Below are 17,306 nucleotides of genomic sequence, written 5' to 3'. Positions count from 1 at the left end.
CTGCGGTCACCCGTCCTGCGCCACGGGCTTGCGACAGTTACATGACCGCAGCGGCGGCCTCTGGATCCAGCAAAGGCATCACGCCATACACCTGCGCCAGCGACTGCAAGCTCGGTGTCCAGCCTTGCACCCGCAGCACTCGGCCCTGTGCCTGCGCTGCACGGCGGCAGGCAAGCAGCAAAGCCAAACCAGCGGAGTCAAACGACTGCACACCCGAGGCTTGCAGCACAATGCCCTGCCCCTGCGGTGCGGCCTGCATGCTGCGCACTAACTGCGTCTGAACCGTTCCCACGACCTGTGCAGTCAATACGGAAGGAAGTGCAATGGTGTGGCTCATGCTGTCGCTTTACTTGCCGGCCTTGGCATCAGCCGCGATGGTGCGGCTGCTCAGGGCATTGATCAAGCCGTCAATACCGCCTTTGTTGAGCTCTTGCGCGAATTGGGTACGGTAGGTTTCTACCATCCACACGCCCAGCACGTTCAGATTGTAAATTTTCCAGCCAGTGCCGCTGGTGTTTTCCAGGCGGAAGTCCAGCTGGACAGGCTCTCCCTTGCCATGAACCTCGGTCCGCACCAGCACGTCCGTGTCGCCCGGCGCTGCACGCAGTGGCTTGACGACGATGCGTTGATCGCTGACCTGCTTCAAGGCACCTGCGTAGGTCCGAATCAGCATGAGCTTGAACTCCTGCTGCAAGCGTTCGCGCTGCGCAGGCGTTGCCTGGCGCCACTGCGGCCCCACCGCCGCTGATGTCATGCGTCGAAAATTCACATAGGGCATCACGGTGGTGTCAACCACCTGAGAGATACGTGTGATATTGCCGTTGCGCAGCTCAGGGTCGGCCTTGATCGTTTCCAAAATGTCCGTCGACAGGCGCTTGACCAAGGCATCAGGCGCCTCGATGGCAGCAGTCTGCGCCCATGCAGGGGCGGCCAACCACAGGGTAGCGCTAGCAGCCAGCAGTGTGGCCAGTGTGCGTCGTTGCATCATCATCATTTCCTTTTGCACCAAAACTGCGTGTCTTGGCTATGCGGCTTAGTCGTCAAAGCTCTCAACACGACCCGCGTTGTCATCATTTTGCTGGCGGCTGGCGGGATCACGCTGCTTCAAGTACAAATCCCGCATCAATGCATAGCGATCCAGCGATGCGGCATCCAGCGTATCGGTCGCATTGAGCAAGTTGGCACGTGTATTTACCAACCGCAGACCCAGCAAAGTATTGCGATGCGAAACGGGGTGCATGCTGTCCATAGGATGCCCCCACCAGTCAGCAGGCAAAGCGACGGTGTCACGCAGCGTAGATGGGCCCAAGAAAGGCAGCACCAGATAAGGCCCGGGCTTGACGCCCCAGGTCGCCAGAGTCAGGCCAAAGTCCTGCTTGTCGCGCGCCACCTGCATCTCTGTCGCGATATCGAGCAAACCACCCAGTCCGAGCACGGTGTTGGTCGTAAAACGCACCATGTGGTTGTATGTTTTCTCACCATTGCCTTGCAGGGCATGGTTCACCATGGACCACAGATCGCCCAGGTTGCCGAAAAAATTACTGACGCCCGTGCGTAACGGCCGGGGTGTCACCGTCTGGTAGGCCGTAGCTACCGGCTTCAAGACGGCATCGTCCATGGAGTCGTTGAACGACGTCATGGCGCGGTTATAGCCCTCGTAGGGGTCTTGGGGGTTTGTCGCCTGTGTCGATGCACAGCCGACCAGCGCCATGCCAGTGACCAGCAAAAGCGCAGAACCAGCCCTGCGGGCACTCAAGGCAATAAGCATATTTTTTTTAATCATGGGGTCTACCTGATCGCTGGTGGTTACTTCGATGCCTCTGCAGCGCCACCGTCTTCGGCTTTGCTATAGAGAAATTGACCAATCAAATTTTCCAGCACCACGGCCGACTGGGTCGCCGTAATGCGATCACCTTCGGCCAAATTGACATCGTCTGCACCGGCTTCAATACCAATGTACTGGTCGCCCAGCAGGCCACTGGTCAATATTTTGAGGGAGCTGTCCTTGGGAAAGGCGTAGCGCTTTTCCATCGCCATGTGTACGGTGGCCTGAAAAGTAGTGTCATCAAACGTGATGTCCTCCACGCGCCCCACCACGACCCCTGCGCTCTTGACCGCTGCCTTGGGCTTGAGCCCGCCAATATTGTCAAACCGGGCGCTGATCTTGTAGTTTTCCTGAAAGCTCAAGCTCAGCAAATTAGCCGACTGCAATGCCAGAAATACCAGTGCAGCAGCACCAATCAATACGAAGAGGCCGACCCATACGTCGTTTTTAGATGCCTGCATAACAAAATTCCTTGTTGAAACCTGTGCGCCTCAGATGCTGAACATCGAAGCTGTGAGCAAGAAGTCCAGCGCCAGCACCGCCAGCGAAGCCACCACCACCGTGCGTGTGGTGGCACGCGAAACACCTTCAGGGGTGGGCTTGGCAGTAAAACCCTGGTAGAGCGCCACAAAGGTGACCGCCACACCAAACACCACGCTCTTGATCACACCATTGCCGAGGTCATACCACCAGTCGACGCCAGATTGCATCTGCCCCCAAAAGGCACCACCGTCGACCCCGATCATCACCACCCCCACCAGCCAGCCTCCGATGACGCCTACGGCACTGAATACGGCTGCCAGCAATGGCATCACGATAAAACCAGCCCAGAAACGGGGCGCCAGAATGCGCTTGACAGGGTCTACGGCCATCATCTCCATGGCCGACAGCTGCTCACCTGCTTTCATCAAACCGATTTCAGCCGTCAAAGCGGTACCTGCACGGCCAGCAAACAGCAACGCCGTCACCACAGGGCCCAGCTCACGCAGCAGCGACAGAGCCACCAGCAGGCCCAGCGCCTCGGCCGAGCCATAGCGCTGCAAGGTGTAATAACCCTGCAAGCTCAATACAAAGCCAACGAACAAGCCGGAAACTGCAATGATGGCCAGCGAGTAATTGCCCAGAAAGTGGATTTGATCGCCCAGCAGGCGCAGGCGTGCCAGCGTCGCGGGGAGCATACCCAGCAAGCGCAAAAACAGGTGGGTTGCCTGCCCCAGGGCTGCCAGTTGCTGGCGAGTCCACAGTCCCAATGCAGCCACTGCTTTCATGCGTGACCTCCGAAATCTTGCTCCAGGCTGGGGGCTGGATAGTGAAACGGCACCGGCCCCTGTGGTCGCGCATGAATAAATTGCTGCACCAGAGGATCTGGGTTCTGGCGCACTTCGTCAGGCGTGCCCTGCGCGGCAATGCCGCCTGCCCCCAAAATCACGACGTGATCGGCAACATGGAGCGTTTCTTCCACATCGTGAGAGACCAAGATACTGGTCAGGCCCAAAGCGTCATTGAGCGTACGGATCAAGCGCGCAGCCGTGCCTAAAGAAATTGGGTCCAGGCCTGCAAAGGGCTCGTCGTACATCACCAATTCAGGGTCCAGTGCAATAGCGCGTGCCAGCGCAACGCGGCGTGCCATGCCGCCGGAGACCTGGCTGGGCATCAAATCGCGCGCGCCACGCAGCCCAACGGCATGCAGTTTCATGAGCACGATGTCGCGCACCATGTCTTCGGGCAGCTTGGTGTGCTCTCGCAAGGGAAAAGCGACGTTATCCAGCACGCTCATGTCCGTAAACAAGGCGCCAAACTGAAACAGCATGCCCATTCGCCGGCGCATGGCATACAGTTGCTGCGCACCCATGTGACCCACATCCTGGCCATTGACCAGCACCTGACCTTGCTGCGCACGCTCTTGCCCGCCAATCAGGCGCAACACGGTCGTCTTGCCACCACCGGAGGCGCCCATCAACGCCGTAACCTTGCCACGCGGCACCTGCAGGGAGACATCGCGCAAGATGGTGCGTTCACCATAGCCAAAGCTAACGTTGCGCAGCTCCACAAAAGGGGCAGGAATACTCATGCGTTGCAAATTTCAAAAAAATCGAGGGAAAGCACTATTGTGCAGACAAGCCCTGCTTTGCGCCCCTTATTGGCGCAGATAAACATACACAACTGTATGTTTACCTTCGCATCTGATGTGCATGCTGCCGAAAAATATAGCTATAAGTGCTTATTTAACAGACATCCAGGCCCAATTCAACTCAAAAACGCGCAACCGCGGTCGCAGCATTTTTACAACATGTTTTGCAGGAAGGCCTGCGTGCGCTCGTGCTGCGGATTGGCAAAGAAGGCTTCGGCTGTCGCCTGCTCGACAATGTTGCCGCCATCCATAAAGATCACGCGGTTGGCCACCTCGCGGGCAAAGCCCATTTCATGGGTCACCACCAGCATGGTCATGCGGTCCTGTGCCAGCTCGCGCATGGTGCGCAGCACTTCGCCAGTAAGTTCTGGGTCGAGCGCCGAGGTGGGCTCATCAAACAGCATGATGTCCGGATCCATGGCCAGCGCACGGGCAATCGCCACGCGCTGCTTTTGCCCGCCGGACAGACGGTTGGGATAGGCATCGCGCTTTTCCAGCAGGCCGACTTTCTTGAGCAGAGCCTCGGCCTTGGGCACGATCTCGCTGCGCTTGATCTTCTGCACCAGCATGGGCGCTTCAATGATGTTTTCCAGCACGGTGAGGTGCGGAAACAGATTGAAGGACTGAAACACCATGCCCATCTTGTGTCCGATTTTGCGAATCTGCGCATCCGAGACGTACTGTGCTTTGCCTGATGCATCGTTTTGCGCCAGCACTTCGCCCTCGACAATGACGGTGCCGCTGTCGATCGTCTCCAGGTGGTTCAGGCAGCGCAAGAACGTGCTCTTGCCCGAGCCGGAGGGGCCAATCACGGCCACCACTTCGCCACGCATCAGGTCCAGCGATACACCGCGCAGCACTTCATTGCCGCCAAAAGCCTTGTGGATGGCCTGGGCGGAGATCATCACATCAGGCGTCGTACTTGGCATAACGTTTCTCAAGATACTGGAAGCCCCAGGTCAGCACCAGGGTCATCACTAAATAGAAAGCAGCGGCCACTATGAAAGGCGTGGTCGTAAAGTCGCGCTGGACAATGCCGCGCGCGGCGCGCAGCAGGTCATTGAGGGCCAGCACGTAGATCAGGGAGGTGTCCTTGACCAGCGTGATGGTCTCGTTGGACAGCGGCGGCAAAATGCGCGGCCACACCTGCGGAATCACAATGCGGCGCATGGTCTGGGTGTAAGACAGACCCAGCACCTTGGCACCTTCGTACTGCCCCCGGTCGATCGACTGGATGCCAGCACGGAAAATTTCAGCAAAGTAGGCGGCGTAATTGAGCGTAAACGCCACGATGGCGGCAGGAAAGTCGTCAAACCGCACGCCAATGACAGGCACAAAGGGCAGTGCAAAGTAGATGAACAGCATCTGCAGCATCAGCGGTGTGCCCCGCATCAGCCAGATATAGCCCCCCACCAAAGCGCGCAACCCCGCAAAACGGGACAGACGCACGAGCGCAAGCACCAGACCCAGCGGAATGGACAGCACCAACGTGATGGCAAAGAGCTTGAGGGTGACCACTGCGCCATGCGACAGCGGCCCCAGAAGGGAAATAACGTAATCCATGAAACAAGCCTTCAGCGCGACCGCTTGAACGGGTGTCGCAGGCATCTAAAGCGCCCCGCAGTACAGCAACAGGCTGTACCAACAAAAAACACCGGCGGGCCAAGGCGGGCCACGCCGGTGTATGGTCAAGCGCGAAGCTTACTTGACAATGTTTTCACCGAACCATTTCTTGGAAATTTCAGCAGCTGCGCCATCGGCCTTCATGTCCTTGAGGGCCTGGTTCATTTTGCCCAGCAGCTCGGTATCGTCCTTGCGGAAGCCCACACCGTAATCTTCGGTGCCGAAGTTCTCTTCCAGCACGGTGTAAGTGTCTGCCTTCTTGGCAACGTGGAAGCGGCCCACCACTTCGTCGACCACCACGGCATCCAGACGGCCTGTTTCCAGATCCATCAAAGCGGTGATGTTGTCACCAAACTGCTTGAATTCCTTGAAAGAATTGAAGACTGCTTCCTCTTTCTTCATGGCATCCACGGCGGAAGAAGACTCTTGCACGCCCACCACCTTGCCTGCCAGACCTGCTTTGTCCTTGATGTCAGAGCCAGCTTTGACAATGATGATCTGGCGGTTGGCCATGTAGGGGTCGGTGAAAGCAATGTGCTGCTTGCGTGACTCCAAAATGGTCAGGCCATTCCACAGCACGTCAATGCGCTTGCCATTGAGCTCCGCTTCCTTGGCGCTCCAGTCAATGGGCTTGAACTGCACTTCCAGGCCCAGACGCTTGGTGGCTTCGCGGGCCATGTCAATGTCAAAGCCGACCAACTCGTTTTTCTCGTCGCGAAAGCCCATGGGCGGGAAGTTGTCATCCAGGCCCACCACAATCTTGGTCACGGCAACAGGTGCAGCGGCTGCAGGGGCGGTTGCAGTGGCTGCGGGCTCAGACTTGCCGCATGCAGCGAGGATGGCGGTAAGGGCCAGCGATGCGAGGAGAGTACGTTTTTTCATGGCTTCAAAGTTGAGGTGGAAAAACCGGTTTGACCACGGATACAGTCTTTGCACGGGGAAACCCGCAGTCCTGTATGCCGCACTGGCCGAATCCGTTATTGTCACTCAGACAAGCACCAGTTGCCACCTGTCTGGACCATAACCTCGCATGCAAACCACGTGCCTGCGCAATTTCGACACACTTGCCATGGCTGAAACCGTTTTACCCGAGCCTCTGCTGCAGGCCTACCAAACCACCCAGTACCGTTTGCGTGACTGCGACTGGTTTTTACAACTGGGGCAGGTGCAGCCTGCTTTGGCACCTTACTACCAGCGCCACGCTGTGCAGTGCGCCACCTACCTGACGGCCTGCAACCCTCTGGGCGAGCTGCTGCCAGACCATTTGAACGAACGGCGCATGGTGCAGCTGCGTCAGGCCTTGCAGCGCGCAGGATGGTCGTGGCTGGACGGATGTGGTCACGACCCGCTGGGCAATTGGCCCGGGGAAGACAGCGTGCTGGTGTGGGGCATGCAAGCATCCACCGCCCATGCCTGGGGCCAGCAATGGAATCAGAACGCCGTGGTGCACTGCGGCGCGGACATGGTGCCGCAATTGATACTGCTTCGATAAAAAAATAGCTACCATCGCTTACTAGGCATAGCTTTCAGATTTAAAAGTATCTAAAAGCTATACAGACAAAGCGCTAGCAGCTCATTTTTTAATTCTGCTGCGGCTGTATTCATTTCACCCAGCACAAAGGGCACCCGAGGGTGCCCTTTTTTGCAGAGGTGATGAACACTCCCTGCCCAGCGTGGTTCTCGCGCCGCCACCCATCGCGCATTGGCACGGGGCACACACCCTGCGACAAGCAGCAGGGCGAGCCGTTGCGCGCACTGCCAGCCCCAAAAACGGTGCATTCAGGGCGGTGTGGGGCGTACTTGAAACCGCCAGCAACGCCCAGCCGATCTTTGATTTGCGTTGCACACAGGCTGCGAATCAGCGACGTAGCAAGGGTGCTGACGGGTCTTAACGAGGCAGTGTGGAAGCACCCATCAAGAACTCATCAACCGCACGGGCAGCCTGACGGCCTTCGCGGATGGCCCAGACCACCAGACTCTGGCCCCGGCGAATGTCGCCTGCCGCAAACAGCTTGTTCACGCTGGTGGCATAGCCGCCTGTGAAATCGGTCGAAGCCTTGACGTTGCCGCGCTGGTCTTTGTCCACACCAAAGGCATCCAGTACGGTTTGCACCGGAGAGACAAAGCCCATGGCCAAGAACACCAGATCCGCCTTGATGGTCTGCTCGGAACCGGGCACTTCGGTCATCTTGCCGTCTTGCCACTGCAGGCGCACCGTCTTCACGGCAGTCAGCTGGCCCTTTTCACCAATGAATTCCTTGGTGCCAATGGCAAATTCGCGCTCGCAGCCCTCTTTGTGGCTGGACGAGGTGCGCATCTTCAGCGGCCAGTACGGCCACACCAATGGCTTGTTCTCTTGCTCGGGCGGCATGGGCATCAGCTCCAGCTGGGTCACGCTGACCGCACCGTGGCGGTTGGAGGTACCCACGCAGTCAGAGCCTGTGTCGCCACCGCCAATGACCACCACGTGCTTGCCGTCGGCTCGAATCTGGCCTTTGAGCTTGCCGTCGCGCGTGACCTTGTTTTGCTGGGGCAAAAACTCCATTGCAAAGTGCACGCCCTTGAGTTCACGGCCGGGCACAGGCAAATCGCGCGACTGCTCGGCCCCGCCGGTCAGCAGCACGGCATCAAACTCGGCCATCAGGGTTTCAGGGGCGATGGTTTCTGTGGCCCAGTTGGTGACCTTGCTGTCAGCACCCAGGCCATCTTTGCCCGCCACCAGCACGCCGGTGCGAATTTTCAGGCCTTCAGCCACCAGCTGCGCCACACGGCGGTCGATGTTGGCCTTGTCCAGCTTGAAGTCAGGAATGCCGTAGCGCAGCAGACCGCCCACCTGGTCGTTCTTTTCAAACAGGGTCACGTCATGCCCGGCGCGCACCAGTTGCTGGGCCGCTGCCAGGCCTGCAGGACCGGCACCCACCACGGCTACTTTTTTACCCGTCACCGTCCTGGGCAACTGCGGCTTGACCCAGCCTTCATCCCAGGCACGGTCAATGATGGCGTGCTCAATCGACTTGATGCCAATGGGCGCATCGTCAATGTTGGCCACGCAGGCGGCTTCGCAGGGTGCGGGGCAGATGCGGCCCGTGAACTCGGGGAAGTTGTTGGTGCTGTGCAGCACCTTGATGGCATTGGCCCAATCGCCCTGATAGACCAGATCGTTGAAGTCTGGAATGACGTTGTTGATGGGGCAGCCGCTGTTACAAAACGGGGTGCCGCAATCCATGCAGCGGGCACCCTGAATCTTGGCCTGCTCAGGCGTCAGGGCGATGACGAACTCTTTGTAGTTTTTCAAGCGCTCAGCGACAGGCAGATAGCCTTCTTCGATGCGCTCGTATTCCATAAAACCGGTGGTCTTTCCCATGGTGTGTATTCCTTCAATCTGTGTTCGCGGGCAGTGCCGGTGGCGGGCTGGGCCGCGCCACCGTCTGAGGCCTTGTGGATTTACTTAGCGGCTACTGCTTCTTTTTGAGGAGCTGCTGGCGCTTTCGCGGCTTGCTTTTCCTTTTGCTTGCGTTCATAGATCTCGCCGAGCGCACGCTGGTACTCGGTGGGAAATACCTTCACGAACTTGGCACGGGCTGCGCCCCAGTTGTCCAGCAAATCACGGGCACGGGGCGAACCTGTCCAGCGGCTGTGCGCCTCTACCAGTGCGCGCAGTTGCTGGTCATCGCTGTGATCGTTATGCCAGATGCCACGCGAGACGCTGGCAGTGAACTCGTCATGGGGCAGCACTTTTTCCAGCCTGACGCTGGCCGTGTTGCAACGCTCGGCAAACTTGCCGTCTTCGTCGTACACATAGGCCACGCCACCGCTCATGCCTGCCGCAAAGTTGCGCCCTGTCTTGCCCAGCACCACCACGGTACCGCCGGTCATGTACTCGCAGCCGTGGTCACCCACACCTTCGACTACCGCCGTAGCACCTGACAGGCGCACCGCAAAGCGCTCGCCTGCGACACCAGAGAAGAAGGCCTCGCCACGGGTGGCGCCAAACATCACCGTATTGCCCACGATGGTGTTGGCAGTGGAGACGCCACGGAACTCATGGCTGGGGCGCACGATGACGCGGCCACCAGACAGCCCCTTGCCGGTGTAGTCGTTGGCCTCGCCAGTGATATTGAGCGTGATGCCTTTGCACAAGAAAGCGCCAAACGACTGGCCGCCTGTGCCTTCAAAGTGGATGCGGATGGAGTCGTCCGGCAAACCTTCGGGGTGCGCCTTGGTGACCGCGCCAGAGAGCATGGCCCCCACGGAACGGTTGACGTTCTTGGCCACTTCCATGATGCGCACCTTCTCGCCATGGTGAATGGCAGGCTGGCAGCGCTCGATGAGCTTCACATCCAGCGCCTTGTCCAGCAGGTGGTCCTGGCTGGAGACGTGAAAGCGCGGCACATCGGCAGGCACGTTGGGCTGCGCAAACAGGCGGCTGAAATCCAGGCCCTGCGCCTTCCAGTGCTCCACGCCCTTGCGGGTATCAAGCAAGTCGGTACGGCCGATCAGGTCGTCAAACTTGCGAATACCCAGCTGGGCCATGATCTGGCGCACTTCTTCCGCGATGAAGAAGAAATAATTGACCACATGCTCTGGCTTGCCGGTGAACTTGGCGCGCAGTGTCGGGTCTTGCGTGGCAACGCCCACAGGGCAGGTGTTGAGGTGGCATTTGCGCATCATGATGCAGCCTTCCACCACCAGCGGAGCGGTGGCAAAACCGAACTCATCAGCACCCAGCAGCGCACCAATCACCACGTCGCGGCCGGTTTTCATCTGGCCGTCAGCCTGCACACGGATACGACCGCGCAAACGGTTGAGCACCAGTGTCTGCTGGGTTTCTGCCAGACCGATTTCCCAAGGGCCACCAGCGTGCTTGATGGACGACAGTGGCGATGCGCCCGTGCCGCCGTCGTGCCCTGCAATGACCACGTGGTCGCTCTTGCACTTGGCCACGCCTGCGGCAATCGTGCCCACACCCACCTCAGACACCAGCTTGACGGAGATGTCAGCGTGGGGGGCCACGTTCTTCAGGTCGTGGATCAGCTGAGCCAGATCCTCGATCGAGTAAATGTCGTGGTGGGGAGGTGGCGAAATCAGGCCCACTCCGGGCACCGAGTAACGCTGCATGCCGATGTACTCAGACACCTTGCCGCCGGGCAGCTGGCCGCCTTCACCGGGCTTGGCACCCTGGGCCATCTTGATCTGGATTTGATCGGATGACACCAGGTACTCCGCCGTCACGCCAAAGCGGCCCGATGCCACTTGCTTGATCTTGGAGCGCAGGCTGTCACCTTCCAGCAGCTGGATGTCGGATTCGACCTGTTCTTTGCCAATGATGGACGCCAGCGTCTCACCCTTGGTGATCGGGATGCCCTTGAGTTCGTTGCGATAGCGCTTGGGGTCTTCGCCGCCTTCGCCGGTATTGCTCTTGCCGCCAATGCGGTTCATGGCCACAGCCAGCGTGGCATGGGCTTCGGTGGAGATCGAACCCAGCGACATGGCACCCGTGGCAAAGCGCTTGACGATCTCCGCCGCAGTTTCCACTTCATCCACGGCAATGGCGGTGGCGGGATCGCACTTGAACTCGAACAAACCGCGCAGCGTCATGTGGCGCTTGGTCTGGTCGTTGATGATCTGCGCGTATTCCTTGTACGTATTGAAGCTGCCCGAACGGGTCGAGTGCTGCAGCTTGGCAATGGCGTCAGGGGTCCACATGTGCTCTTCGCCACGGGTGCGCCAGGCGTATTCGCCGCCAGCGTCCAGCATGGTTTCCAGCACCGGGTCGTCACTGAAGGCGGCCACGTGGTTGCGGATGGTTTCTTCGGCAATTTCAAACACGCCGATACCTTCCACACGGCTGGCCGTGCCGGTGAAGTACTTGTCCACGGTGGCCGTGTTCAAGCCCACGCCTTCAAACAGCTGTGCGCCGCAGTACGACATGTAGGTCGACACGCCCATCTTGGACATGATCTTGGACAGCCCCTTGCCGATCGCCTTCACGTAGTGATAGATGGCTTTTTCTGCCGACAGATCTGCGCCCAGATCCTGGTGCATGTCGGCCAGTGTTTCCATGGCCAGATAGGGGTGCACGGCTTCAGCGCCGTAGCCCGCCAGCACGGCAAAGTGGTGAATTTCACGGGCGGTGCCCGTCTCCACCACCAGGCCAGTGGTGGTGCGCAGGCCTTCGCGCACCAGATGCTGGTGAATGGCCGACATGGCCAGCAACGCGGGAATGGCCACCTGCGTTGCGCTCACATTGCGGTCGCTGACGATCAGGATGTTGGCACCACCCTTGATTTCGTCCACCGCCTGTGCACACAGCGAGGCCAGCTTGGCTTCCACGCCTTCACGGCCCCACGCCAGCGGGTAGGTGATGTCGATGGTGGCGCTCTTGAACTTGCCGTGGGTGTACTTTTCAATCTGGCGCAGCTTGGCCATGCCCTCAAAGTCAAGGATGGGCTGCTGCAGCTCCAGACGCATGGGAGGGTTGACCTGGTTGATGTCCAGCAGGTTGGGCTTGGGGCCCACAAAGGACACCAGCGACATCACAATGGCTTCGCGGATGGGGTCAATCGGCGGGTTGGTCACCTGCGCGAACATCTGGCGAAAGTAGTTGTACAGCGGCTTGTTCTTGCTGGACAGCACGGCCAGCGGGCTGTCATTGCCCATGGAGCCCACGCCCTCTTCGCCATTCTTGGCCATGGGGGCCAGCAAGAACTTGATGTCTTCCTGGGTAAAACCAAACGCCTGCTGGCGCTCCAGCAGCGTCAGTTCAGGCTTGGCGGGTGCCACAAAATCGGCGGGCACTTCCACCTGATCGAGCTTGATGCGCAGGTTTTCAATCCACTGCTTGTAAGGCTTGGTGTTGACGATGTTGGCCTTGAGCTCATCGTCTTCAATCATGCGGCCCTGCTCCAGATCGATCAGCAGCATCTTGCCGGGCTGCAGACGCCACTTGCGCACAATCTTGCTGTCGGGAATGGGCAGCACACCCGCTTCTGATGCCAGGATGACCAGATCGTCTTCTGTCACCACATAGCGTGAAGGGCGCAGGCCGTTGCGGTCCAGCGTGGCACCAATCTGGCGGCCATCGGTAAACACCAGCGAGGCCGGGCCGTCCCACGGCTCCATCATGGCGGCGTGGTATTCATAAAACGCGCGGCGGCGTTCGTCCATGGATTCGTGCTGTTCCCAGGGCTCGGGAATCATCATCATCACGGCCTGACTGATGGGGTAGCCCGCCATGGTCAGCAACTCCAGACAGTTGTCGAAAGTCGCCGTATCTGACTGGCCCGCAAAGCTGATGGGGTAGAGCTTTTGCAGATCCTCACCCAGCACCGGAGAGGCCATCACGCCTTCGCGCGCCACCATCCAGTTGTAGTTGCCACGCACGGTGTTGATTTCACCGTTGTGCGCCACATAGCGGTAGGGGTGGGCCAGTGGCCACTCTGGGAAGGTATTGGTAGAGAAGCGCTGGTGCACCAGACCGATGGCAGACACGCAACGCTGGTCTGCCAGATCCAGGTAGTAAACACCCACTTGATCAGCCAGCAGCAAGCCCTTGTACACCACGGTACGGCTGCTCATGCTGGGTACGTAGTATTCCTTGGAGTGCTTGAGCCCCAGGTTCTGAATCGCGCCGCTGGCGGTCTTGCGGATGACATACAGCTTGCGCTCCAGCGCGTCCTGCACAATCACATCATTGCCACGGCCAATGAACACCTGGCGCAGGATGGGCTCTTTCTCGCGCACCGTGGGCGACATGGGCATATCGCGGTTCACGGGCACATCGCGCCAGCCCAGCAGCACCTGGCCTTCGGCCTTGATGGCGCGCTCCATCTCTTGCTCACACGCCAGACGCGAAGCGTGTTCTTTGGGCAAAAACACCATGCCCACGCCGTATTCGCCAGCAGGTGGCAGCTCCACCCCCTGCTTGGCCATCTCTTCACGGTAGAGCTGGTCCGGAATCTGAATCAGGATACCTGCACCGTCACCCATCAAGGGGTCAGCACCTACCGCACCGCGGTGGTCGATGTTTTCGAGGATCTTGAGCGCGCCCAAGACGATGTCATGGCGTTTTTCGCCCTTGATGTGGGCCACAAAGCCCAAACCGCAAGCATCGTGCTCATTGCTCTTGGCGTACAAACCGTTTTCTTGGAGGTATGTAATTTCGGCAGCCGTAGTCATGGCGCTATTCCTCTAATTTCTATCGCAGGGAAGGCAAGATTACGATGCGGCATCAACCTATGCAAGAAAATTTAATTAGGGTCAGATACTAATTTACACGCACCAAAAACAAACAAAAGATTAATTAGGGACATATTTAAAAACCCAATAAAAACAACGCGCCTGAAAAATGGGCGTAAAAAAAGCACCAAATCAGTGCTTAAAACCAAGAGACTTATTCGGTTTTTATCGGTGGTGACGCCACCGGACGGCCTGCCTTTTGGCGGGAAAGCCGGCGCTCGGTCTGCAATTGCAGGCTCTGAATAAAGCTCTCAGAACCCAGCACCCAGCCCTTGAGCGCCGCACCCAGCACCACTTCGCTCACCTCCTCGCTAGCCCCGCGGGTTAGCAAGTGGGCGTAGGCTGCCTCGCGCGAAAAAGGGGTATCGCCCAAGCTCCAGTACGCGGCATGCAGGCGCAGCAGCCCGTCGACTTGCACCCCTGCGTTGTGTCGCGCACTGCTCCAGGCATAGTCCACCGCACGCGCCGCCAAACCCTGCTCGACCGCCTGGCTTTCCAGCACCACCATGGCGGGCAGCAGCCAGGCTTGCGCTTCCAGCACCGTGGCGCGATAGCGCCCTTCCCACAAGGTGCCGCTGCGTGCATGCCGGTTGTTAAAGGTGCGCACATAGGTGCGCCCCACGGACTGCATGAACTGCGGCAGGCTTTCGGCAGTCTCTGGCGTTACCAGCAAATGCATCTGATTGGGCAGCAAGATGAAGCCATGCAGCACCACGCCACAGCGTCGCCCCATCTCCCGCAACAGGTCTTTCATGCAGGCATAGTCCTGCCCGTCCATAAAAATGGGCTGCAGGTTATTGCCACGCTGCACCACGTAGTGCGGCAGACCGGGCAATGTCAGACGGGGCAAACGGGCCATGCGCAGTGATCCCTCAAAAAGCGGCAGCTCCAGCGGCGCTGCGCAGCCATTATCGATTCAGCTTGCGTCCGTTATAGACACCGAGCATTAACGCCGTGCGGTGCGCAACAGTTGCGACACTTCCTGCGCCGTGCGCAGCAAATGCGGCAGGATGCGCGCCTGCATCTCCTGGGCGTTGGTACGGTTGGCCTGGCCTGATACGTTGATGGCGGCCACCACATTGCCTTTGGCATTGAACAGGGGCGCTGCCACCGAAATCAGGCCCTCTTCCAGCTCCTGGTTCATCAATGCCCAGCCCTGTGTGCGTACTTGGTCAATGGCTGCCAGCAGGGCGTGGTCTTCCAGCTGCGTGTAGCGCGTATATGCCACGCGCGGGCAGGTGGCCAGCAGTGCCAGCAGCTGTTCTTGCGGCAAACCCGCCAGCAAGACCCGGCCCATGGATGTCCAGAATGCAGGCAAACGAGAACCCACACCCAGATTGGTGCTCATGATTTTATGGGTGTGCACCCGCGCCACGTACACCACATCCAGCTCGTCCAGCACCCCGGCAGAGCACGACTCCTGCAAGGTCTCGGCCAGCGTCTCCATCAGCGGGGTTGCCAGGTTCCACAGGGGCTGTGAGCTCAGGTACGCAAAACCCAGATCCAGAATGCGCGGGGCCAGCTCAAAGTACTTGCCATCGCTGTGCACATAGCCCAGCGTCTGCAGCGTAAGCAAGATGCGCCGCGCCCCCGCGCGGGTCAATCCAGTCTTGGTCGCCACTTCACTGAGTGTCTGTGACGCCGATTCAGCATTGAACGAACGAATTACCTCCAGACCCCGCGCAAACGACTGCACATAACTGTCGCCGGGCTTGGTTTCTGTCGATGTTTCCCCGTTCTTTTCATCTCTTGGGGTTTTCCCTGATGTGGTTTCTACAGCCGCTTTTTTCAATTTCTCGTCCATATAATTCTCTTAGCGAACAAATGTTCTTATAGCGAACATTTTATCAGAGCACATTCCGCTCTGGCCTCTCTGTCCGGCATGGAGACAATACATGATCAACAAAATCGCCGATAGCGTCGCTCAGGCGCTGTCTGGCATTCAAGATGGCGCCACCGTATTGATCGGTGGCTTCGGCACTTCAGGCAACCCGATTGAGCTGATCGACGGCCTGATCGCCCACGGCGCGCGTGACCTCACTGTGGTCAACAACAACGCGGGCAACGGCGACACCGGTCTGGCTGCGCTGCTCAAGAGCGGGCAGGTGCGCAAAATCATCTGCAGCTTTCCACGTCAGGTCGATAGCTGGGTGTTTGATGAGCTGTACCGCGCCGGAAAAATTGAACTGGAGCTGGTGCCCCAAGGCAATCTGGCCGAGCGCATGCGCGCTGCCGGTGCTGGCATTGGTGCCTTTTTCTGCCCCACCGCCTACGGCACCGAACTGGCCGCAGGCAAGGAAACCCGCGAGATCAATGGCAAGCACTATGTGCTGGAGTACCCCATCTACGGCGATGTGGCACTGATCAAGGCCGAGCAGGGCGACCGCTGGGGCAACCTGAATTACCGCATGTCTGCGCGCAACTTTGGCCCCGTGTGTGCCATGGCCGCAAAGACCACGATTGCCACCGTGCATGAGCTGGTGGAGCTGGGCGAGATGGACCCCGAGGCCATCGTCACCCCCGGCATCTATGTCAGCCAAGTTGTCAAAGTGCCCCGTGTCGCCACCCAGGCTGGAGGCTTCAAAGCCACCCCCTGAGGCGCTGCGCGCCTTCCCCCTGTCAGGGGGAACACACCAGCGCGGCGGGGCGGCCCTTGCGCGGTGTTTGTGACTTGGGCCGCGCCAGTTTCACGGGTTGTTCATGGCGTACAGCGCCACGGGCAACTGAATATGCAGGAGATACCAGCATGAGCAACTATCAAAAAAGAACCAAAGATGAACTGGCTGCCCGCGTGGCCCGGGACATCTTCGACGGTGCCTATGTCAATTTGGGCATTGGCCAGCCCACTTTGGTGGCCAACCACATTCCGGCTGACCGCGAAGTGGTGCTGCACTCAGAAAACGGCATCCTCGGCATGGGCCCTGCCCCCGCCAAAGGTCTGGAAGATTACGACCTGACCAATGCCGGCAAGCAGCCCGTCACCCTGCTGCCCGGTGGCAGCTATTTCCACCACGCTGACAGCTTTGCCATGATGCGCGGCGGCCATCTGGACATCTGTGTGCTGGGCGCATTTCAGGTATCTGCCAACGGCGATCTGGCCAACTGGAGCACGGGCGAGCCCGGTGCCATCCCCGCAGTGGGCGGTGCCATGGATCTGGCCGTAGGCGCCAAATCGACCTGGGTGATGATGGATCTGGTGAGCAAGACGGGCGAGTGCAAAGTCGTCTCGGCCTGCACCTACCCCCTGACCGGTCTGGCCTGCGTCAAGCGCATCTACACCGACCTGTGCACGCTGGAATGCACGCCTCAGGGCCTGCGCCTGATCGACACCGTCGAAGGCCTGACGCACGCTGCGCTGGAAAGCATTGTGGGCCTGCCCATTGCACCAGCCAGCGCCTGAAGCACACGCGCCTTAAATACAAGACCAATCAGCCACTGGCGCTTATGAATAAAGCGCTGGCAGCTCTTAATTTATACAGCACCGCTGTC

Annotated in this window: 16 protein-coding genes; 3 read left to right on the top strand and 13 right to left on the bottom strand. The window is 59.1% G+C overall.

Annotation, left to right across the window (positions count from 1 at the left end; all coding sequences use genetic code 11):
- Positions 1–37: 37 nt before the first annotated feature.
- The 9 genes from IB213_RS05245 to IB213_RS05205 all read right to left on the bottom strand — a co-directional run bounded on the left by IB213_RS05245 (position 38) and on the right by IB213_RS05205 (position 6,461).
- Positions 38–337: a lipid asymmetry maintenance protein MlaB gene (locus IB213_RS05245; RefSeq protein ID WP_192405655.1), complete on the bottom strand. Its 300-nt coding sequence runs from the start codon at positions 335–337 to the stop codon at positions 38–40.
- A 9-nt stretch (positions 338–346) separates the two neighbouring features.
- Positions 347–991: a phospholipid-binding protein MlaC gene (locus IB213_RS05240; RefSeq protein ID WP_225560993.1), complete on the bottom strand. Its 645-nt coding sequence runs from the start codon at positions 989–991 to the stop codon at positions 347–349.
- Positions 992–1,033: 42 nt separating this feature from the next.
- Positions 1,034–1,783, bottom strand: coding sequence for a VacJ family lipoprotein (locus IB213_RS05235; RefSeq protein WP_370551175.1), 750 nt, complete (start codon positions 1,781–1,783; stop codon positions 1,034–1,036).
- 23 nt (positions 1,784–1,806) lie between these two features.
- The gene (gene mlaD / locus IB213_RS05230; protein ID WP_191724178.1) at positions 1,807–2,286 is read right to left on the bottom strand and encodes an outer membrane lipid asymmetry maintenance protein MlaD; all 480 of its coding nucleotides are present in this window, start codon (positions 2,284–2,286) and stop codon (positions 1,807–1,809) included.
- A 30-nt stretch (positions 2,287–2,316) separates the two neighbouring features.
- A complete protein-coding gene (mlaE, locus tag IB213_RS05225) occupies positions 2,317–3,093 on the bottom strand; it encodes a lipid asymmetry maintenance ABC transporter permease subunit MlaE (protein WP_191724179.1) in 777 nt (258 codons plus the stop codon).
- Positions 3,090–3,896 (bottom strand): ABC transporter ATP-binding protein, encoded by an 807-nt coding sequence (locus IB213_RS05220; protein WP_191724180.1) that lies wholly within the window; start codon positions 3,894–3,896, stop codon positions 3,090–3,092. The genes mlaE and IB213_RS05220 overlap by 4 nt, the downstream gene beginning before the upstream one ends.
- 212 nt (positions 3,897–4,108) lie before the next feature.
- Positions 4,109–4,885, bottom strand: coding sequence for an amino acid ABC transporter ATP-binding protein (locus IB213_RS05215; RefSeq protein ID WP_304515599.1), 777 nt, complete (start codon positions 4,883–4,885; stop codon positions 4,109–4,111).
- Positions 4,866–5,519, bottom strand: a complete 654-nt coding sequence (locus IB213_RS05210) for an amino acid ABC transporter permease (RefSeq protein ID WP_191724181.1) — start codon at positions 5,517–5,519, stop codon at positions 4,866–4,868. The genes IB213_RS05215 and IB213_RS05210 overlap by 20 nt, the downstream gene beginning before the upstream one ends.
- Before the next feature lie 138 nt (positions 5,520–5,657).
- A complete protein-coding gene (locus IB213_RS05205; protein ID WP_191724182.1) occupies positions 5,658–6,461 on the bottom strand; it encodes an amino acid ABC transporter substrate-binding protein in 804 nt (267 codons plus the stop codon).
- 187 nt (positions 6,462–6,648) lie between these two features.
- Here IB213_RS05205 and IB213_RS05200 point away from each other — a divergent pair, with 187 nt between their 5' ends.
- Positions 6,649–7,071, top strand: coding sequence for a DUF3293 domain-containing protein (locus IB213_RS05200; protein ID WP_191724183.1), 423 nt, complete (start codon positions 6,649–6,651; stop codon positions 7,069–7,071).
- Positions 7,072–7,467: 396 nt separating this feature from the next.
- Here the strand turns inward: IB213_RS05200 and IB213_RS05195 are convergent, their stop codons facing one another.
- The 4 genes from IB213_RS05195 to IB213_RS05180 all read right to left on the bottom strand — a co-directional run bounded on the left by IB213_RS05195 (position 7,468) and on the right by IB213_RS05180 (position 15,621).
- Positions 7,468–8,943 (bottom strand): glutamate synthase subunit beta, encoded by a 1,476-nt coding sequence (locus IB213_RS05195; protein ID WP_191724184.1) that lies wholly within the window; start codon positions 8,941–8,943, stop codon positions 7,468–7,470.
- A gap of 80 nt (positions 8,944–9,023) precedes the next feature.
- On the bottom strand, positions 9,024–13,757 hold the full coding sequence (locus tag IB213_RS05190) for a glutamate synthase-related protein (RefSeq protein ID WP_192405653.1): 4,734 nt from the start codon (positions 13,755–13,757) through the stop codon (positions 9,024–9,026).
- 214 nt (positions 13,758–13,971) lie between these two features.
- Entirely contained in the window at positions 13,972–14,676 is a 705-nt protein-coding gene (locus IB213_RS05185) for a transposase (RefSeq protein ID WP_191724186.1), read from the bottom strand.
- A gap of 87 nt (positions 14,677–14,763) precedes the next feature.
- Complete coding sequence (locus tag IB213_RS05180; protein ID WP_192405652.1) at positions 14,764–15,621, bottom strand: IclR family transcriptional regulator C-terminal domain-containing protein; 858 nt, start codon at positions 15,619–15,621, stop codon at positions 14,764–14,766.
- Positions 15,622–15,712: 91 nt separating this feature from the next.
- Here IB213_RS05180 and IB213_RS05175 point away from each other — a divergent pair, with 91 nt between their 5' ends.
- Positions 15,713–16,414: a 3-oxoacid CoA-transferase subunit A gene (locus tag IB213_RS05175; RefSeq protein WP_191724188.1), complete on the top strand. Its 702-nt coding sequence runs from the start codon at positions 15,713–15,715 to the stop codon at positions 16,412–16,414.
- Positions 16,415–16,563: 149 nt separating this feature from the next.
- Positions 16,564–17,217, top strand: coding sequence for a 3-oxoacid CoA-transferase subunit B (locus tag IB213_RS05170; protein WP_191724189.1), 654 nt, complete (start codon positions 16,564–16,566; stop codon positions 17,215–17,217).
- Positions 17,218–17,306 lie beyond the last annotated feature (89 nt).

It is taken from the genome of Comamonas sp. CMM02 (genome assembly GCF_014851485.1).
In the GTDB taxonomy this organism is placed as follows: domain Bacteria; phylum Pseudomonadota; class Gammaproteobacteria; order Burkholderiales; family Burkholderiaceae_C; genus Comamonas; species Comamonas avium.
The sequence above is the reverse complement of the archived record's forward strand: the minus strand, read 5'-3'. Positions and strand labels throughout refer to the sequence as shown.